This window comes from Pseudomonas lurida, assembly GCF_013522705.1.
Classification (GTDB): domain Bacteria; phylum Pseudomonadota; class Gammaproteobacteria; order Pseudomonadales; family Pseudomonadaceae; genus Aquipseudomonas; species Aquipseudomonas quebecensis.
In genome coordinates, this window is the sequence record NZ_JAAMRE010000007.1 from 17,548 (window position 1) to 29,995 (window position 12,448).

The 12,448-nt window shown below is 62.3% G+C and carries 14 protein-coding genes; 7 read left to right on the forward strand and 7 right to left on the reverse strand.

Going from position 1 to position 12,448, the window contains the following annotated elements:
• Positions 1 to 687: a spermidine synthase gene (locus G7025_RS08140; RefSeq protein WP_181078007.1), complete on the reverse strand. Its 687-nt coding sequence runs from the start codon at positions 685 to 687 to the stop codon at positions 1 to 3.
• Between the two features lie 78 nt (positions 688 to 765).
• Here G7025_RS08140 and G7025_RS08145 point away from each other — a divergent pair, with 78 nt between their 5' ends.
• A complete protein-coding gene (locus G7025_RS08145) occupies positions 766 to 1,044 on the forward strand; it encodes a hypothetical protein (RefSeq protein WP_181078009.1) in 279 nt (92 codons plus the stop codon).
• On the opposite strand, the gene G7025_RS08150 is transcribed toward G7025_RS08145, so the two are convergent.
• Positions 1,041 to 1,514 carry a cyclic nucleotide-binding domain-containing protein gene (locus G7025_RS08150; protein ID WP_181078011.1) on the reverse strand — a complete coding sequence of 158 codons (474 nt, stop codon included), beginning with the start codon at positions 1,512 to 1,514 and terminating at the stop codon, positions 1,041 to 1,043. The two genes, G7025_RS08145 and G7025_RS08150, sit on opposite strands and share 4 nt — an antisense overlap.
• 65 nt (positions 1,515 to 1,579) lie before the next feature.
• Entirely contained in the window at positions 1,580 to 3,634 is a 2,055-nt protein-coding gene (locus tag G7025_RS08155; protein ID WP_181078013.1) for a S9 family peptidase, read from the reverse strand.
• 24 nt (positions 3,635 to 3,658) lie between these two features.
• On the opposite strand from G7025_RS08155, the gene G7025_RS08160 reads away from it, so the two are divergent.
• Genes G7025_RS08160 through G7025_RS08170 form a run of 3 tightly spaced genes read left to right on the forward strand, consistent with a single transcriptional unit; the run spans position 3,659 to position 5,550 of the window.
• Positions 3,659 to 4,189 (forward strand): MFS transporter, encoded by a 531-nt coding sequence (locus G7025_RS08160; RefSeq protein ID WP_181078015.1) that lies wholly within the window; start codon positions 3,659 to 3,661, stop codon positions 4,187 to 4,189.
• Positions 4,190 to 4,219: 30 nt separating this feature from the next.
• Positions 4,220 to 4,996: a class II glutamine amidotransferase gene (locus tag G7025_RS08165; RefSeq protein WP_181078017.1), complete on the forward strand. Its 777-nt coding sequence runs from the start codon at positions 4,220 to 4,222 to the stop codon at positions 4,994 to 4,996.
• 11 nt (positions 4,997 to 5,007) lie between these two features.
• Positions 5,008 to 5,550 carry a DUF2937 family protein gene (locus G7025_RS08170; protein WP_181078019.1) on the forward strand — a complete coding sequence of 181 codons (543 nt, stop codon included), beginning with the start codon at positions 5,008 to 5,010 and terminating at the stop codon, positions 5,548 to 5,550.
• Positions 5,551 to 5,604: 54 nt separating this feature from the next.
• Here the strand turns inward: G7025_RS08170 and G7025_RS08175 are convergent, their stop codons facing one another.
• Positions 5,605 to 6,522, reverse strand: a complete 918-nt coding sequence (locus G7025_RS08175; protein WP_181078021.1) for a LysR family transcriptional regulator — start codon at positions 6,520 to 6,522, stop codon at positions 5,605 to 5,607.
• A 175-nt stretch (positions 6,523 to 6,697) separates the two neighbouring features.
• Here G7025_RS08175 and G7025_RS08180 point away from each other — a divergent pair, with 175 nt between their 5' ends.
• The 3 genes from G7025_RS08180 to G7025_RS08190 are packed head-to-tail and all read left to right on the forward strand — an operon-like array spanning position 6,698 to position 9,071.
• Positions 6,698 to 7,441, forward strand: a complete 744-nt coding sequence (locus G7025_RS08180; RefSeq protein WP_181078023.1) for a 5-oxoprolinase subunit PxpA — start codon at positions 6,698 to 6,700, stop codon at positions 7,439 to 7,441.
• On the forward strand, positions 7,438 to 8,142 hold the full coding sequence (gene pxpB / locus G7025_RS08185; RefSeq protein WP_181078026.1) for a 5-oxoprolinase subunit PxpB: 705 nt from the start codon (positions 7,438 to 7,440) through the stop codon (positions 8,140 to 8,142). The genes G7025_RS08180 and pxpB overlap by 4 nt, the downstream gene beginning before the upstream one ends.
• Positions 8,139 to 9,071: a 5-oxoprolinase subunit C family protein gene (locus tag G7025_RS08190; RefSeq protein ID WP_181078027.1), complete on the forward strand. Its 933-nt coding sequence runs from the start codon at positions 8,139 to 8,141 to the stop codon at positions 9,069 to 9,071. Before pxpB ends, G7025_RS08190 begins: the two co-directional genes overlap by 4 nt.
• Positions 9,072 to 9,194: 123 nt before the next feature.
• On the opposite strand, the gene G7025_RS08195 is transcribed toward G7025_RS08190, so the two are convergent.
• From G7025_RS08195 to G7025_RS08205, 3 genes are all read right to left on the reverse strand, one after another.
• Positions 9,195 to 10,373, reverse strand: coding sequence for a vWA domain-containing protein (locus G7025_RS08195; protein ID WP_181078029.1), 1,179 nt, complete (start codon positions 10,371 to 10,373; stop codon positions 9,195 to 9,197).
• Entirely contained in the window at positions 10,373 to 11,218 is an 846-nt protein-coding gene (locus tag G7025_RS08200; RefSeq protein WP_003189627.1) for an AAA family ATPase, read from the reverse strand. Before G7025_RS08200 ends, G7025_RS08195 begins: the two co-directional genes overlap by 1 nt.
• A gap of 106 nt (positions 11,219 to 11,324) precedes the next feature.
• On the reverse strand, positions 11,325 to 12,401 hold the full coding sequence (locus tag G7025_RS08205; RefSeq protein ID WP_181078031.1) for a DUF748 domain-containing protein: 1,077 nt from the start codon (positions 12,399 to 12,401) through the stop codon (positions 11,325 to 11,327).
• Positions 12,402 to 12,448: the final 47 nt, after the last annotated feature.

Here is a 12,448-nt window from a genome sequence, read left to right on the forward strand (position 1 = left end):
TCAGCCCTTAAGCTTTTCCGCTATCCATATGGTGTGCCGGGTGCCCTTGTTGCCATGGGCGAACACCTGCACTTCCTCGGCCTTGAAGCCGGCCTTGCGCAGTTTGTCGCTGAACAGCTTATCCGCGCTGGCCGACCACACGGCCAGCACGCCCTTGGGGCGCAGGGCCTTGGCGCAGGCGGCCAGGCCACCGGCCGAATAAAGCCAACTATTGGCTTTTTGCGTGAGACCTTCGGGGCCGTTGTCGACGTCGAGCATGATCGCGTCAAAGCCCTGGGGCTCGGCCTGCAGCACCTTGGCCACGTCTTCCTGGCGGATCACCGTGCGCGGGTCCAGCAATGGCCGACCGGATTTTTCCCCCAGCGGCCCTCGGTTCCATTCCACGACGCCAGGCACCAACTCCGCCACCACCACTTCGGCGCTCTTGCCCAGGTGCTTGAGGGCCGAGGCCAGTGTGAAGCCCATGCCCAGGCCGCCGATCAAGACCCGCGAGCCCGGCCGGCCGGCGACTTTGCGGCAGGGAATTTCGGCCAGTGCGTCTTCGGAACCGTGCATGCGCGTATTCATCAACTGGCCACCGTCGCCGCCCTGGATCTTGATGACAAAATCCTCGCCATATTCGAACAGGCACAAAGCGCCGCCGTTGTCGGGGATCGGGGTGGTGTCCAGCAGAACGAAACGTTTCATGGAAATCTCATTGGGAAGGGCATTCTTGCGCGGTTGGGAGTAGCCTTAGGACATTCCGGTCAGGCCATGGAGCCATCGATGAAGTGCAGCATTCTAACGGTCATTGTGTTGAGCGCGCTCACATTGGGTGCGGCGCAGGCTCAGGAGTTGCAAACCGTACCGGTCGCCCCCGCGCCCACGCCTGGCGCACCGGGCACCCCAACGCCCACCCTCTACCCTCAGGTCACGCCGCCAGCGGTGCCGAAGACAAACGGCTCGCCGCCCCTGGCGCCCATTGTCTTGCCGACGCCGCCCAAGGATCAGCCGGTGCCCGGCCTGCAGCAGAACGACAGCAAGCCGAAGACACCCGGCGGCTAGAACTGCTGGGCCAGCAGTTGCCCGTCGGCCATGCGCAGGCGCTTGGACAAGGCAATCGCAATGGCGCGGATGATCTTGGCGGCCACCCGCGGCGCTTCGTTGAGCATTTTCTCCAGGGAGTCCTTGCCCAGGTTCAACAGCACGCAGTCGCTGGCGGCCATGCAACTGGCCGAGCGCCGCTCGCCGTCGAGCACCGCCATCTCGCCAAAGGTGCGGCCGCTGCGCAGGGTGGCGATGGTCACGGGTTGACCTTCGTGAGGTGTTTTCTGCACCGCCACCTGGCCGCTGTGGATGATGCACATGAAGGTGCCCGCATCGCCCTCGAGAAAAATCACTTCGCCCTGGGCAATGCTGCTGATGTTGAAGTAGCCGGCGGCGATATGAAAATCTTCCGGCAGCAGCGGATCGAATAATCCGCAGTCCATGAGCATGTCGCGGATTTCATTATTGAGTTGGGTAGGTGGTGGCATAGCTGCAATTTGGTCCATCAAACAGTGGCGGTCCTGTGTTCAGACCGAACCGCCGCACTAAGTTCCTAAATCAGCCCGAGCGCCTTGAATACAAATGCATATTCGAGCGCTACATCACGTAATCCCTGATAGCGGCCGCTCATCCCACCGTGGCCGGCGCCCAGTTCGGTCTTGAGCAGCAGCAGGTTATCGTCGGTCTTGGTGTCCCGCAGCTTGGCCACCCACTTGGCCGCTTCCCAGTACTGCACGCGGCTGTCGTTGTAGCCGGCGATCACCAGCAGGGCAGGGTAAGCCTGGGCCCGTACATTTTCGTACGGCGCGTAGGCCTTGATCCGTGCGTAGACCTCCGGATCTTCGGGGTTACCCCACTCGTCGTACTCAGTGACGGTCAGCGGCAGTTCCGGGTCGAGCATGGTGTTGAGCACATCCACGAACGGCACTTCGGCAATCGCCGCCTGGAACAGCTCGGGGCGCTGGTTGAGAACGGCGCCGATCAACAGGCCGCCGGCACTGCCGCCGCTGATGGCCAGTTGCTTGGAAGTGGTCAGGCCCTGGGCGATCAAGTGTTCGGCGCAGGCGATAAAGTCGCTGAAGGTGTTCTGCTTGTGCTCCTGCTTGCCGTTGCGATACCAGGCTTCGCCCAACTCGCCACCGCCGCGCACATGCGCAATCGCAAACGCAACGCCTCGGTCCAGCAGGCTCAGGCGCGCGTGGGAGAACCACGGGTCCAGGCTCGAACCGTAAGCGCCGTAGCCATACAGATACAACGGCGTCGGCTTGCCCAACTGATCGCGCCTGACCACCAGGCTGATCGGCACTTGAGTGCCATCGGCCGACGTGGCCCACAGGCGCTGGCTCACGTAGTCGTCGGCATTGAATACGCCAAGCACCGGAGTTTCCTTGAGCACCTGCTGCGCACCGCTGGCCAACTCCAGCTGGCGCACCTGGGCCGGACGGTTCAGCGCTTCATAGCGCAGGCGGATCCTGTCGCTGGGAAATTCCAGGCTGTTCTGTACGTAGAGACTGTAGGCGGCGTCGGGCAATTCGACGCGGTAGGCCGCCAGGTCCTGGGGATGCACTTCGATCACCGGCAAGCCGCCGATGCGCAGGCTCAGGGTCATGGCGCTGGCGTTCAGGCTCACGCCGTCGAGCATTACGTCGTCGCGGTGCGGGATCAGGTTGCGCCAGTGGGCTTCGGTGGGTACCTCGCCGGTATCGGCGGCGACGAACAACGCGTAGTTGATGCCATCGCGGTTGCTGCGGATAAACCAGGTCCACTCGCCATCGAGCTGGCCGTGGTCCACATCGTATTCGTGTTCCTCGACCCGTGGCGCCAGGCAGGTGAAGTCCAAGTGCGGCTGGTTGGCGTCCAGCGCCCAGATTTCGCTGGTGGTCTTGCTGCCCAGGGCCAGCAGCAGCTGGCGTTCGGAGCTTGAACGGTAGCAATGCAGGAAGAACCGTCCGTCAGGCTCGTGGAAGACTTCCTGCGCCGCCGTACCATCCAGCCGATAGCGATACAGTTTGTGCGGGCGATGGGTATCGTCCAGCTCGCCGAAGAACAGCGTCAGGCTGTCGTTGGCCCAGGTCATGCTGCCGTCGCAATTATCGAATACCAGTTCGCTGACCTTGTCGGTGGCCAATTCCTTCACGTACAGGGTGTAGATCTCGTCGCCACTGGTATCGAGGCTGTAGGCCAGGCGCTGATGGTCGGGGCTGATGCTGAACGCGCCGAGGGAGAAGAAGCCGCCGTTGGCCAGTTCGTTCGGGTCCAGCAACAATTCCTCGCTGCTTTCATCCACCTGGGTGCTGTCGTCGGCCGGGCGACGGCAGCGGTAGTGACGCGCATATTCGTCACCGGCGGTGGTGCGCGTGTAATACAGGTACGGGCCCCAGGGTGAGGGCAGTGACAGGTCGGTTTCGAGGATGCGCCCCTTGATCTCTTCGAACAGGCTTTCGCGCAGCGCGGCTTGGTCGGCGAGCTGGGCTTCCTGCCAGGCGTTTTCGGCCTTGAGATAATCGAGCACTTCGGCGCTGTCACGTTCTTGCAGCCAGGCGTACGGGTCCTGGCCGGGGGCCTTGCGGGCAATCGGGGCGGCAGTGATGTGGGTCGATGACGGCATGGATCACTCTCTGTCTGGCGGAAGGTGGCCGGCATTGCAGCCGCGACACGCAAAAGCCGTTATCATAGCCGCCTGTTTGCCTACCTTGCCATGGACACCATGACCGAGAACGACTATCTGACCGCTTGGGGCCTGTACGCCTTCGCCGCTTTGGGCTGCCTGTTGGTGTGGTGGCGCATGACGCGCTGGATCTGGCGCTGGCTGCGCGAGCCGCTGCAATTGCTGATGGCGGTGCTGCTGCTGAGCCCCACCATCGTTGACCCGGTCAAGACCCAGTTCGCGCCGGCCGTGGCCATCACCGCGCTGGACCTGGTGCTCAAGGTTGGCAATAACGCCTGGCGGGCCATTTCCGATTTGTTCATGTACACCATGATCGCATTCGGCGTGTACCTGGTCTTCGTGTTGATCCGCTGGCCCATCGAGCGCGCCGCCAAGGCACGCCGTGAACGCAAGGCCGCCACCGACGCCGCCCTGGCCGCCGAAGACCCGGAGGATGACGAACCCTTCCGGCGTCCGGCGCCCGTCAGCGGTATGCGGGTCGAACCGCGCCTTTAACGTTGTAAGCCCTGCAGCGAGAGCCCTGGCATGTGTGAATTATTGGGCATGAGTGCCAACGTCCCCACCGATATCGTGTTCAGCTTTACCGGGCTGATGCAGCGTGGCGGGCGCACCGGGCCCCACCGCGACGGTTGGGGCATCGCGTTCTACGAAGGCCGTGGCCTGCGCCTGTTCCAGGACCCGGCCGCGAGCAGCGAATCGGAAGTTGCGCTGCTGGTGCAGCGTTACCCCATCAAGAGCGAAGTGGTGATCGGTCATATCCGCCAGGCCAACGTGGGCAAGGTGAGCCTGGCCAATACCCACCCGTTCGTGCGCGAGCTGTGGGGGCGCAACTGGTGTTTTGCCCACAACGGCCAACTGGCGGACTTCGCCCCGCGCGCCACGTTCTATCGGCCGGTGGGCGATACCGACAGCGAAGCGGCGTTCTGCGATTTACTCAACCGCGTGCGCGAAGCCTTCCCAGAGCCGGTGGACCTGGAGCAGGTGCTGCCGGACCTGATCGCGGCCTGCACCGAATACCGCAGCAAAGGCGTCTTCAACTGCCTGCTCAGCGATGGCGACTGGCTGTTCTGCTATTGCTCGACCAAACTGGCCCAGATCACCCGACGTGCACCGTTCGGCCCGGCGCGCTTGAAAGATGTCGACGTGATCGTCGACTTTCAGGCCGAAACCACCCCCAACGACGTGGTCACGGTGATTGCCACCGAACCTCTGACCGACAACGAAAACTGGACCCGCTACGAACCGGGTCAATGGAGCCTGTGGCGGCGCGGTGAATGCGTCAGCCAGGGCATTACCGAGTAAGGACATCGACTATGTTGCTCAGCTATCTGCGGTTGGTGCTGTTTGCCATTGGCCTGTTGGTCGGTGTGCAGGTGCCGGGGTTTATCAGCGATTATGCCAAGCGCGTCGAGGCCCACCTGATCGAGGCCCAGACCAGCCTGCGCGGCTTCGAAACCACGGCGCAGCAGTTCTTCAAGGGAGATATGCACGCCCTGGTCGAGCATTACCGCGCCAGCGATGACCCGGTGTTTCAGAGCGATGCCAGCAGCCTGGGCGCCTTGCTTGATCGCCAGGTGGCGCTGGACAAGCAATTCCAGGCCATGCAGGGCCCGTGGTACATCCGCGCGCTGCAAGTGGCGGTGGCCGCCGATCCGGATATCCGCCTGGAAACCTGGAACGGCTACAGCTACCAGATCCTGCTGACTCCCGAAGCCATGGGCTGGGGCCTGGGCGGGGCGATGCTGTTGTCGTTCGGCCTGGAATGCCTGTACCGGTTGATCGACTGGATCGTGCTGGGCGGCAAGCGCCTGCGCCAAAGCCGGCCGATTGAGGAGCGGGACCTCAAGGGCCTTTAACGCCCAACTCGGTCAACTGTGGGAGGGGTGCCCCCTCCCACATTCCTATCCGGTTTATTCAGCTGCCAGCACCATCCGTTCTTCGCCGACTTCCTCGGCATACCGGGCCACCACCTTCTGGCACAACCCCACGATCTCCTCCACCAATTCCACCCCAACACGCCACGACACCACCACCTGCAGGTTCGGCAAACGTTGCTCCATGGGCAGCATCAACAGTTCGCCGCGCGCCAGTTCTTCGCTGACCAGCACCGGCGGCAGGGCGCCGATGCCGAAGCCGTCGCGCAGCAGGCGGGTGATCGCCGACACCGAGTTCACGCAGTTCATGCGCGGCGCGGCGACGCCGTTGGCCTGCATCAGGCGGATAACGTCCTGGTGCGGGTGGGAGTTTTTCGAATAGGTGATGATGCGCTCCTGGGCCAGGTCGGCGAGGGACGCATAGTCGCGGTTGTAGATCGATTGGCTGGCGACGATCCAGGCCATGGGGTGGCTGCCCAGCTCCAGGCTGCGCACAGTTTCCAGGCGCAGCAGGTCAGTTTGCAGAATCAGGTCGAGGAAGCCTTTTTGCAGCTGATCGCTGAGGTTCAGTGCGGTATCGGCGACCAATTCGATTTCCACCAGCGGGAAACGGTCCATCAATTCCGCCACCAGCGGGCTGAGCCAGGTGTGGATCACCGTGTCCATGGCGCCGATCCGAATCCGTCCGACCTTGCTGCTGGTGGTCTCCAGTGACTGCTTCAAACCTTGCAGGGTCACCATCATCTGTTCGGCGTAATCGAGCACCTTGACGCCTTCCGGGGTCAGGCTCACACCCCGCGAATCGCGCAGGAACAGCTTGACCCCCAGTTCGCTTTCCAGCACGGCGATGCGGCTGGAGATCGATGCCTGGGTGGTGAACAGTTTTTCGGCGGTCAGGCGAAAGCTCTTGAGCCTGGCGACCCAGACGAAGGTTTCGAGGAACTTCAAATTCATGGGATCAACTTTTTCTTATGCTTGGATCGGTTTTTATTAGTTGGACGCGGCACGGGGCCAGCGCCAAAAATCGGTTCGTTCCACGATAAGCGGCGTGGGGGTGCCAGGACAAGTTGCGTGTCCTGCGGTAAAAATCCCACACTACAAAATAACAAAGCCTACAGGAGCGACCACCGTGAGCCGCCTGCTACTGAACTGTGATATCGGCGAAAGCTTTGGCAACTGGACCATGGGTCTGGACGCCGAGGTCATGCCGTTCATCGATTGCGCCAACGTGGCCTGCGGCTTCCATGCCGGCGACCCGAGTATCATGCGCAAGACCGTCAGCCTGGCGCTCACGCATGGCGTGCGAATCGGTGCACATCCGGCTTATCAGGATCTGCAGGGGTTCGGTCGTCGTTCGATGGCTTACAGCCCTGAAGAAATCCAGGACCTGTTGCACTACCAGATCGGCGCCCTCGACGGCATCTGCCGGGCCCAGGGCGCGCGCGTCAGCTACGTCAAACCCCACGGCGCGCTGTACAACGACATGATGGCCAAGCCGGCGCAGATGCGCGCAGTCATGCAGGCCATCGCGGCCTACGACGCCGGCCTGCCGCTGATGTTGCTGGCCACTCGCGACAACAGCGCGGCCCAGGCGATGGGTGACGAATACGGCCTGACCCTGTGGTTCGAAGCGTTCGCCGACCGTGCCTACGACAGCCACGGCCACCTGGTCTCGCGCCAACTGCCGGGCGCGGTGCATCACGACGCCGACACCGTGCTCCAGCAAGCCCTGACCATCGCCCGCGGCGAGCCGCTGACCGCCAGCGACGGCAGCGCCCTGGTGTTGCAGGCCAATACGTTGTGCGTACACGGCGACAACGCCAGCTCCATCGCCGCGGTGCAACGCATTCGCCAAGCGTTGAAGTCAGCATGAAGCCATGTATTGAAGTGGTGGCCATCGATTGCCTGATGGTGCGTCTGTTCGAGGTCATCGCCGAAGCCAATATGCCGTGGATGCTCGCCGCTACCCAGCAATTGCGCGGCGCATTCGGCCCGGCCTTGGTGGACCTGGTGCCGTCCTATACAACGCTGATGGTGCATTACGACCTCACCGCGTTGAGCCCGGCCGAGGCGCGACAACGCATCGATCGAGCCCTCGCCGACCTGCAACCCCAGGCCCAGGGCAGCGGCCAGTGCCATGTCCTGCCGGTATGGTACGACCTGCGCGTCGGCCCCGAACTGGGCTTGCTCAGCCAGCGCAGCGGCTTGACGGTGGATGAGGTGATCCGCCGCCACAGCGCCCACGAATACCAGGTGTTCGCCCTTGGGTTTGCTCCCGGATTCGCCTTTATGGGGCTGGTAGATGAAGCCCTGGCCACCCCGCGCCTGAGCACCCCGCGCAAACGCGTGGCGGCCGGCAGCGTGGGCATCGCCGAGCGGCAGACGGCGGCCTACCCGGTGGTGTCGCCGGGTGGCTGGAACCTGATCGGCCGCACCCCGGCCAAACTCTTCGACCGCGAGCGCGACGGTTACAGCCTGATGCAGCCCGGCGATACGGTGCGTTTCCAGGCGGTGGATCACGCCGAATTCATCCGGTTGGGTGGCGATGACGCACCGCTGGAGGCGCATGCATGAGCCGTTTATTGATCGAGGCCAGCACGCCGCTGTGCCTGTTGCAGGACGCCGGGCGTTTTGGTGTGCGCCATCTGGGCGTAACCCAGGGCGGTGCGTTGGATTGGGTGTCGATGGCCTGGGCCAATTGGTTGCTGGGCAATGCGCTGAATGCGCCGGTGGTGGAAATCACCCTCGGCGGCTTTACCGTGAAGGCCGAGGACTATTGCCTGCTGGCGTTGGCCGGTGCCGACCTGGGGGCCTTTATCGACGAGCGCGCGATCAGCCCCGGGCGCAGTTTTGTCCTGCAGAAGGGCCAGCGTCTGCGCTTTACCCAGCCATTCAGCGGTGCGCGGGCGTACCTGGCGGCACCGGGCGGGTTTGATGCGCCGGCGGTGTTGGGCAGTTGCGCCACGGTGGTGCGTGAAGCGCTCGGTGGCGTGGAGGGAAGGGGTAAGGCGCTGGCCGAAGGCGGTCGGTTGGCCTATTCCGGTACGGGCGGTGCCCTGCAGGTGCTGAGTCAGCCCGCCTTGCCGACCGGCGGCTCGCTGGACGTGATTGTCGGCGCGCAGATCGGCCGGTTCAGCGGGCAGAGTCTGTTTGACGCGTTCAACACCGACTGGACGCTCGACAGCCGTGCCGACCGCATGGGCATGCGTCTGCTGGGCACGCCGTTGCAGTATCAGGGGCCGTCGTTGATCTCCGAAGGGATTCCCTTGGGGGCGATCCAGGTTCCGCCGGATGGACAGCCGATCGTGCTGCTCAATGATCGGCAGACCATTGGCGGTTACCCACGGCTGGGTGCGCTTACACCCTTGGCGTTGGCCAGGCTGGCGCAATGTCTACCGGGGGAGACCGTGCGATTGGCGCCGGTGGTGCAGGAAACGGCGCATCGGCAGCACATCGAGTATTTGCGCCGCTTCCAGACGGCGGGAAGGGCTTGCACCCGATAGCGGTGTATCAGTCCATCCGTCGGTGACTGCACCATCGGAATCGGGGGCAAGCCCCCTCCCACATTGGATGTCGGTGTACTTGTAGAGAGTATTTGCACCGCTTCCAATCTGTGGGACCGGGCATTATTTGGAGAGAAAGCGCATGCCTTCTTCCAGCCCGCGCAGTGTCAGGGGATACATCTGGTCCTCCACCAACTCCCGCACAATCCCGGTGGAGGCGGTGTACCCCCAAGTGTCCTTGGGATACGGGTTAATCCAGATCAGCTTCTTGTACTTGGCCATGAAGCGCTGCATCCACACATACCCCGGCTCTTCGTTCCAGTGTTCGACGCTGCCGCCGGCCTGGGTGATTTCATACGGCGCCATCGAGGCATCGCCGATAAAGATCACTTTGTAATCGGCACCGTACTTGTGCAGCAGGTCCTGGGTGGAGGTGCGTTCCGAGGTGCGGCGCTGGTTGTTTTTCCACACCGATTCGTACACGAAGTTATGGAAGTAGAAGTACTCCAGGTGCTTGAACTCGGTCTTGCACGCGGAGAACAGCTCTTCGCAGATCTTCACATGGGCATCCATCGAACCGCCGATATCGAACAGCAGCAGCAACTTGATGGTGTTGCGCCGTTCCGGGCGCATCTGGATATTCAGCAAGCCGGCATCGCGAGCGGTGTGGTCGATGGTGCCGTCGATGTCCAATTCTTCCGCCGCGCCCTGGCGCGCAAATTTGCGCAGGCGACGCAGGGCGATCTTGATATTGCGCGTGCCCAGTTCCACCTGGTCGTCGAGGTTCTTGTACTCGCGCTGGTCCCAGACTTTGACGGCCTTGCCCTGGCGCTTGCCGGCGTCGCCGACGCGGATGCCTTCGGGGTTGAAGCCGCCGGAACCGAACGGGCTGGTGCCGCCGGTGCCGATCCACTTGTTGCCGCCGGCGTGGCGTTCTTTCTGTTCTTCCAGGCGTTTCTTGAATTCCTCGATCAGTTTGTCCAGGCCGCCGAGGGACTGGATCTGCGCGCGTTCTTCGTCGCTGAGGGAACGCTCGAATTCCTTGCGCAGCCAGTCTTCGGGGATCAGCGCCTGCAAGTGATCGTCGAGCTTTTCCAAGCCGTTGAAATAGGCACCGAAGGCGCGGTCGAACTTGTCGAAATGCCGCTCGTCCTTCACCAGGATCGCCCGCGCCAAGTAATAAAACTCGTCCATGTCGGCGAAGGTCACGCGTTGTTTGAGCGCGTTGATCAGGTCGAGCAATTCGCGCACCGACACCGGCACCTTGGCTGCGCGCATTTCATTGAACAGGTTGAGCAACATCAGCGATTACCGCGACGGCTCATGAACGCCAGACGCTCCAGCAACTGCACGTCCTGCTCGTTCTTCACCAGGGCACCGGCCAATGGCGGGATGGCCTTGGTCGGATCGCGCTCGCGCAGCACCGCCTCGCCGATGTTGTCGGCCATCAGCAGCTTGAGCCAGTCCACCAGTTCGGATGTGGAGGGTTTTTTCTTCAGACCAGGGACTTTGCGCACGTCGAAAAACACGTCCAGCGCTTCGCTGACCAGGTCTTTCTTGATGTCGGGGTAGTGCACGTCGACGATTTTCTGCAGGGTGGTGCGATCGGGGAAGGCGATGTAATGGAAAAAGCAGCGGCGCAGGAAGGCGTCCGGCAGCTCTTTTTCATTGTTGGAGGTAATGATGATGATCGGGCGCTTTTTGGCCTTGATGGTCTCGTCGATTTCGTAGACGTAGAACTCCATCTTGTCGAGTTCCTGCAACAGGTCGTTGGGGAACTCGATGTCGGCCTTGTCGATTTCGTCGATCAGCAGAATCACGCGCTCCTCGGACTCGAACGCCTCCCAGAGCTTGCCTTTTTTCAGGTAGTTGCGCACGTCGTGCACCTTGTCCACGCCCAACTGCGAGTCGCGCAGGCGGCTCACCGCGTCGTACTCGTACAGACCTTGGTGGGCCTTGGTGGTGGACTTGATGTGCCAGGTAATCAGCCTGGCACCGAAGGACTCGGCCAGTTGTTCGGCGAGCATGGTCTTGCCGGTGCCGGGCTCGCCCTTGACCAGCAGCGGACGCTCCAGGGTAATGGCAGCGTTGACGGCCAGTTTCAGGTCATCGGTGGCAACGTAAGCCTGGGTGCCTTCGAACTTCATCGGTCATTCCTCGAATTCATCAATGCCCGGACTATACCGCGCGGCCCCGGCGACTGTGAACGCAGACGGGCTATTCAGTCTCTGAATGGCCGGTCACGCCGAGCGCTCAATCGGCACTGGGCTTGGGCTGTTCATAGCGGGCATTGAATGCCTGGATGAACCCGTTGCGCAAAATGGCAATCACCGCCGAAAACGCGCTGACATTTTGCTGGTGCACGCTGCCGCTCAACTCGACGCGGGTGGCGAACTGGTTTTTGCGCTGGTTCTTCAATACCGTTTCGCTGGCGCCCACCACGGCCTCCCAGATCGAACGGAAGATGTTTTTGTCTTTGTTTTCCACGTCCTGCTGCCAGTCGAACACTTCCACATCCCGCAGTAACGGCTTGATGTAGCCGGACAGCTGGCCTTTTTCGGCCTGGGCTTCAATGACCAGGTCGCCGGTGCCTGCCTTGAAATCGAACTTGCCATAGGCCGAGGCGAAATCGTTCATGCGCTTGAGCTGCAAGTCGCGGGCACGGAAGCGGAATTCGAAGTCTTCGAAATCGCTCAAGGGGTCGAAGGTGGCGTTGGCCTCCAGCGGGGCCTGGCCCAGCAGCAGTGCTTTACCTTCAAAGCGCGCATCGCGCCTGCCCTCGGTGTCGACCACGTTGGTCAGGTTGTAGAAGCTGGCGTTGACCCCGGTGGCATTGATGTTCACCGCCGGTTTGGAATTGAAGTTATGGAAGGCGATCTTGCCGTCTTCGATGCGCACTTCGTTGAGCGTGATCGGCAGCAACTTGCCCAGTTGCTCGCGCCAGTCGGTGCCTTTACCGGTCTGGGACGCCTGTTTGTTGGCGCCGCCGTCGACAAAGTTGATTTCCGGCCGCACGAAGTGGCCTTCGGCGACAACGGCATGGTCGTACCACAGCGAATGCCAGCTCACCGCGAACTCGATCAGCGGCGCCTTGACGAACGGCACCGGCACCTTGCCGTCCACCTTGACGATCTGCAGGCCGTTGATGCGGTACGCGCCGCGCCACAGGGCCAGGTCTACGTCGGCGATTTCGCCACGGTATTCGCCCATATTGGCGAGCTTGTCATTCAGGTAGTTGCGTACCAGGTAGGGCAGCGCGATGTTCAGGGCGATCAGCACCACCACCAGCCCGGCGATGGTCCATAGCGGCCAACTGTAGCGACGTTTCATGGGGCAGTTCTCCTTGCTCGTAAGCAGATGGACTCCCGCGCCGGCCT

What these genes read in the sequence shown, in the direction of transcription:
- G7025_RS08150 (WP_181078011.1), bottom strand. Translation starts at nt 1,514, where the DNA reads ATGCCACCACCTACCCAACTCAATAATGAAATCCGCGACATGCTCATG.
- G7025_RS08195 (WP_181078029.1), bottom strand. Translation starts at nt 10,373, where the DNA reads ATGTTGCTCAACCTGTTCAATGAAATGCGCGCAGCCAAGGTGCCGGTG.
- pxpB (WP_181078026.1), top strand. Translation starts at nt 7,438, where the DNA reads ATGAAGCCATGTATTGAAGTGGTGGCCATCGATTGCCTGATGGTGCGT.
- G7025_RS08190 (WP_181078027.1), top strand. Translation starts at nt 8,139, where the DNA reads ATGAGCCGTTTATTGATCGAGGCCAGCACGCCGCTGTGCCTGTTGCAG.
- G7025_RS08140 (WP_181078007.1), bottom strand. Translation starts at nt 687, where the DNA reads ATGAAACGTTTCGTTCTGCTGGACACCACCCCGATCCCCGACAACGGC.
- G7025_RS08165 (WP_181078017.1), top strand. Translation starts at nt 4,220, where the DNA reads ATGTGTGAATTATTGGGCATGAGTGCCAACGTCCCCACCGATATCGTG.
- G7025_RS08170 (WP_181078019.1), top strand. Translation starts at nt 5,008, where the DNA reads ATGTTGCTCAGCTATCTGCGGTTGGTGCTGTTTGCCATTGGCCTGTTG.
- G7025_RS08200 (WP_003189627.1), bottom strand. Translation starts at nt 11,218, where the DNA reads ATGAAGTTCGAAGGCACCCAGGCTTACGTTGCCACCGATGACCTGAAA.
- G7025_RS08155 (WP_181078013.1), bottom strand. Translation starts at nt 3,634, where the DNA reads ATGCCGTCATCGACCCACATCACTGCCGCCCCGATTGCCCGCAAGGCC.
- G7025_RS08175 (WP_181078021.1), bottom strand. Translation starts at nt 6,522, where the DNA reads ATGAATTTGAAGTTCCTCGAAACCTTCGTCTGGGTCGCCAGGCTCAAG.
- G7025_RS08145 (WP_181078009.1), top strand. Translation starts at nt 766, where the DNA reads ATGAAGTGCAGCATTCTAACGGTCATTGTGTTGAGCGCGCTCACATTG.
- G7025_RS08205 (WP_181078031.1), bottom strand. Translation starts at nt 12,401, where the DNA reads ATGAAACGTCGCTACAGTTGGCCGCTATGGACCATCGCCGGGCTGGTG.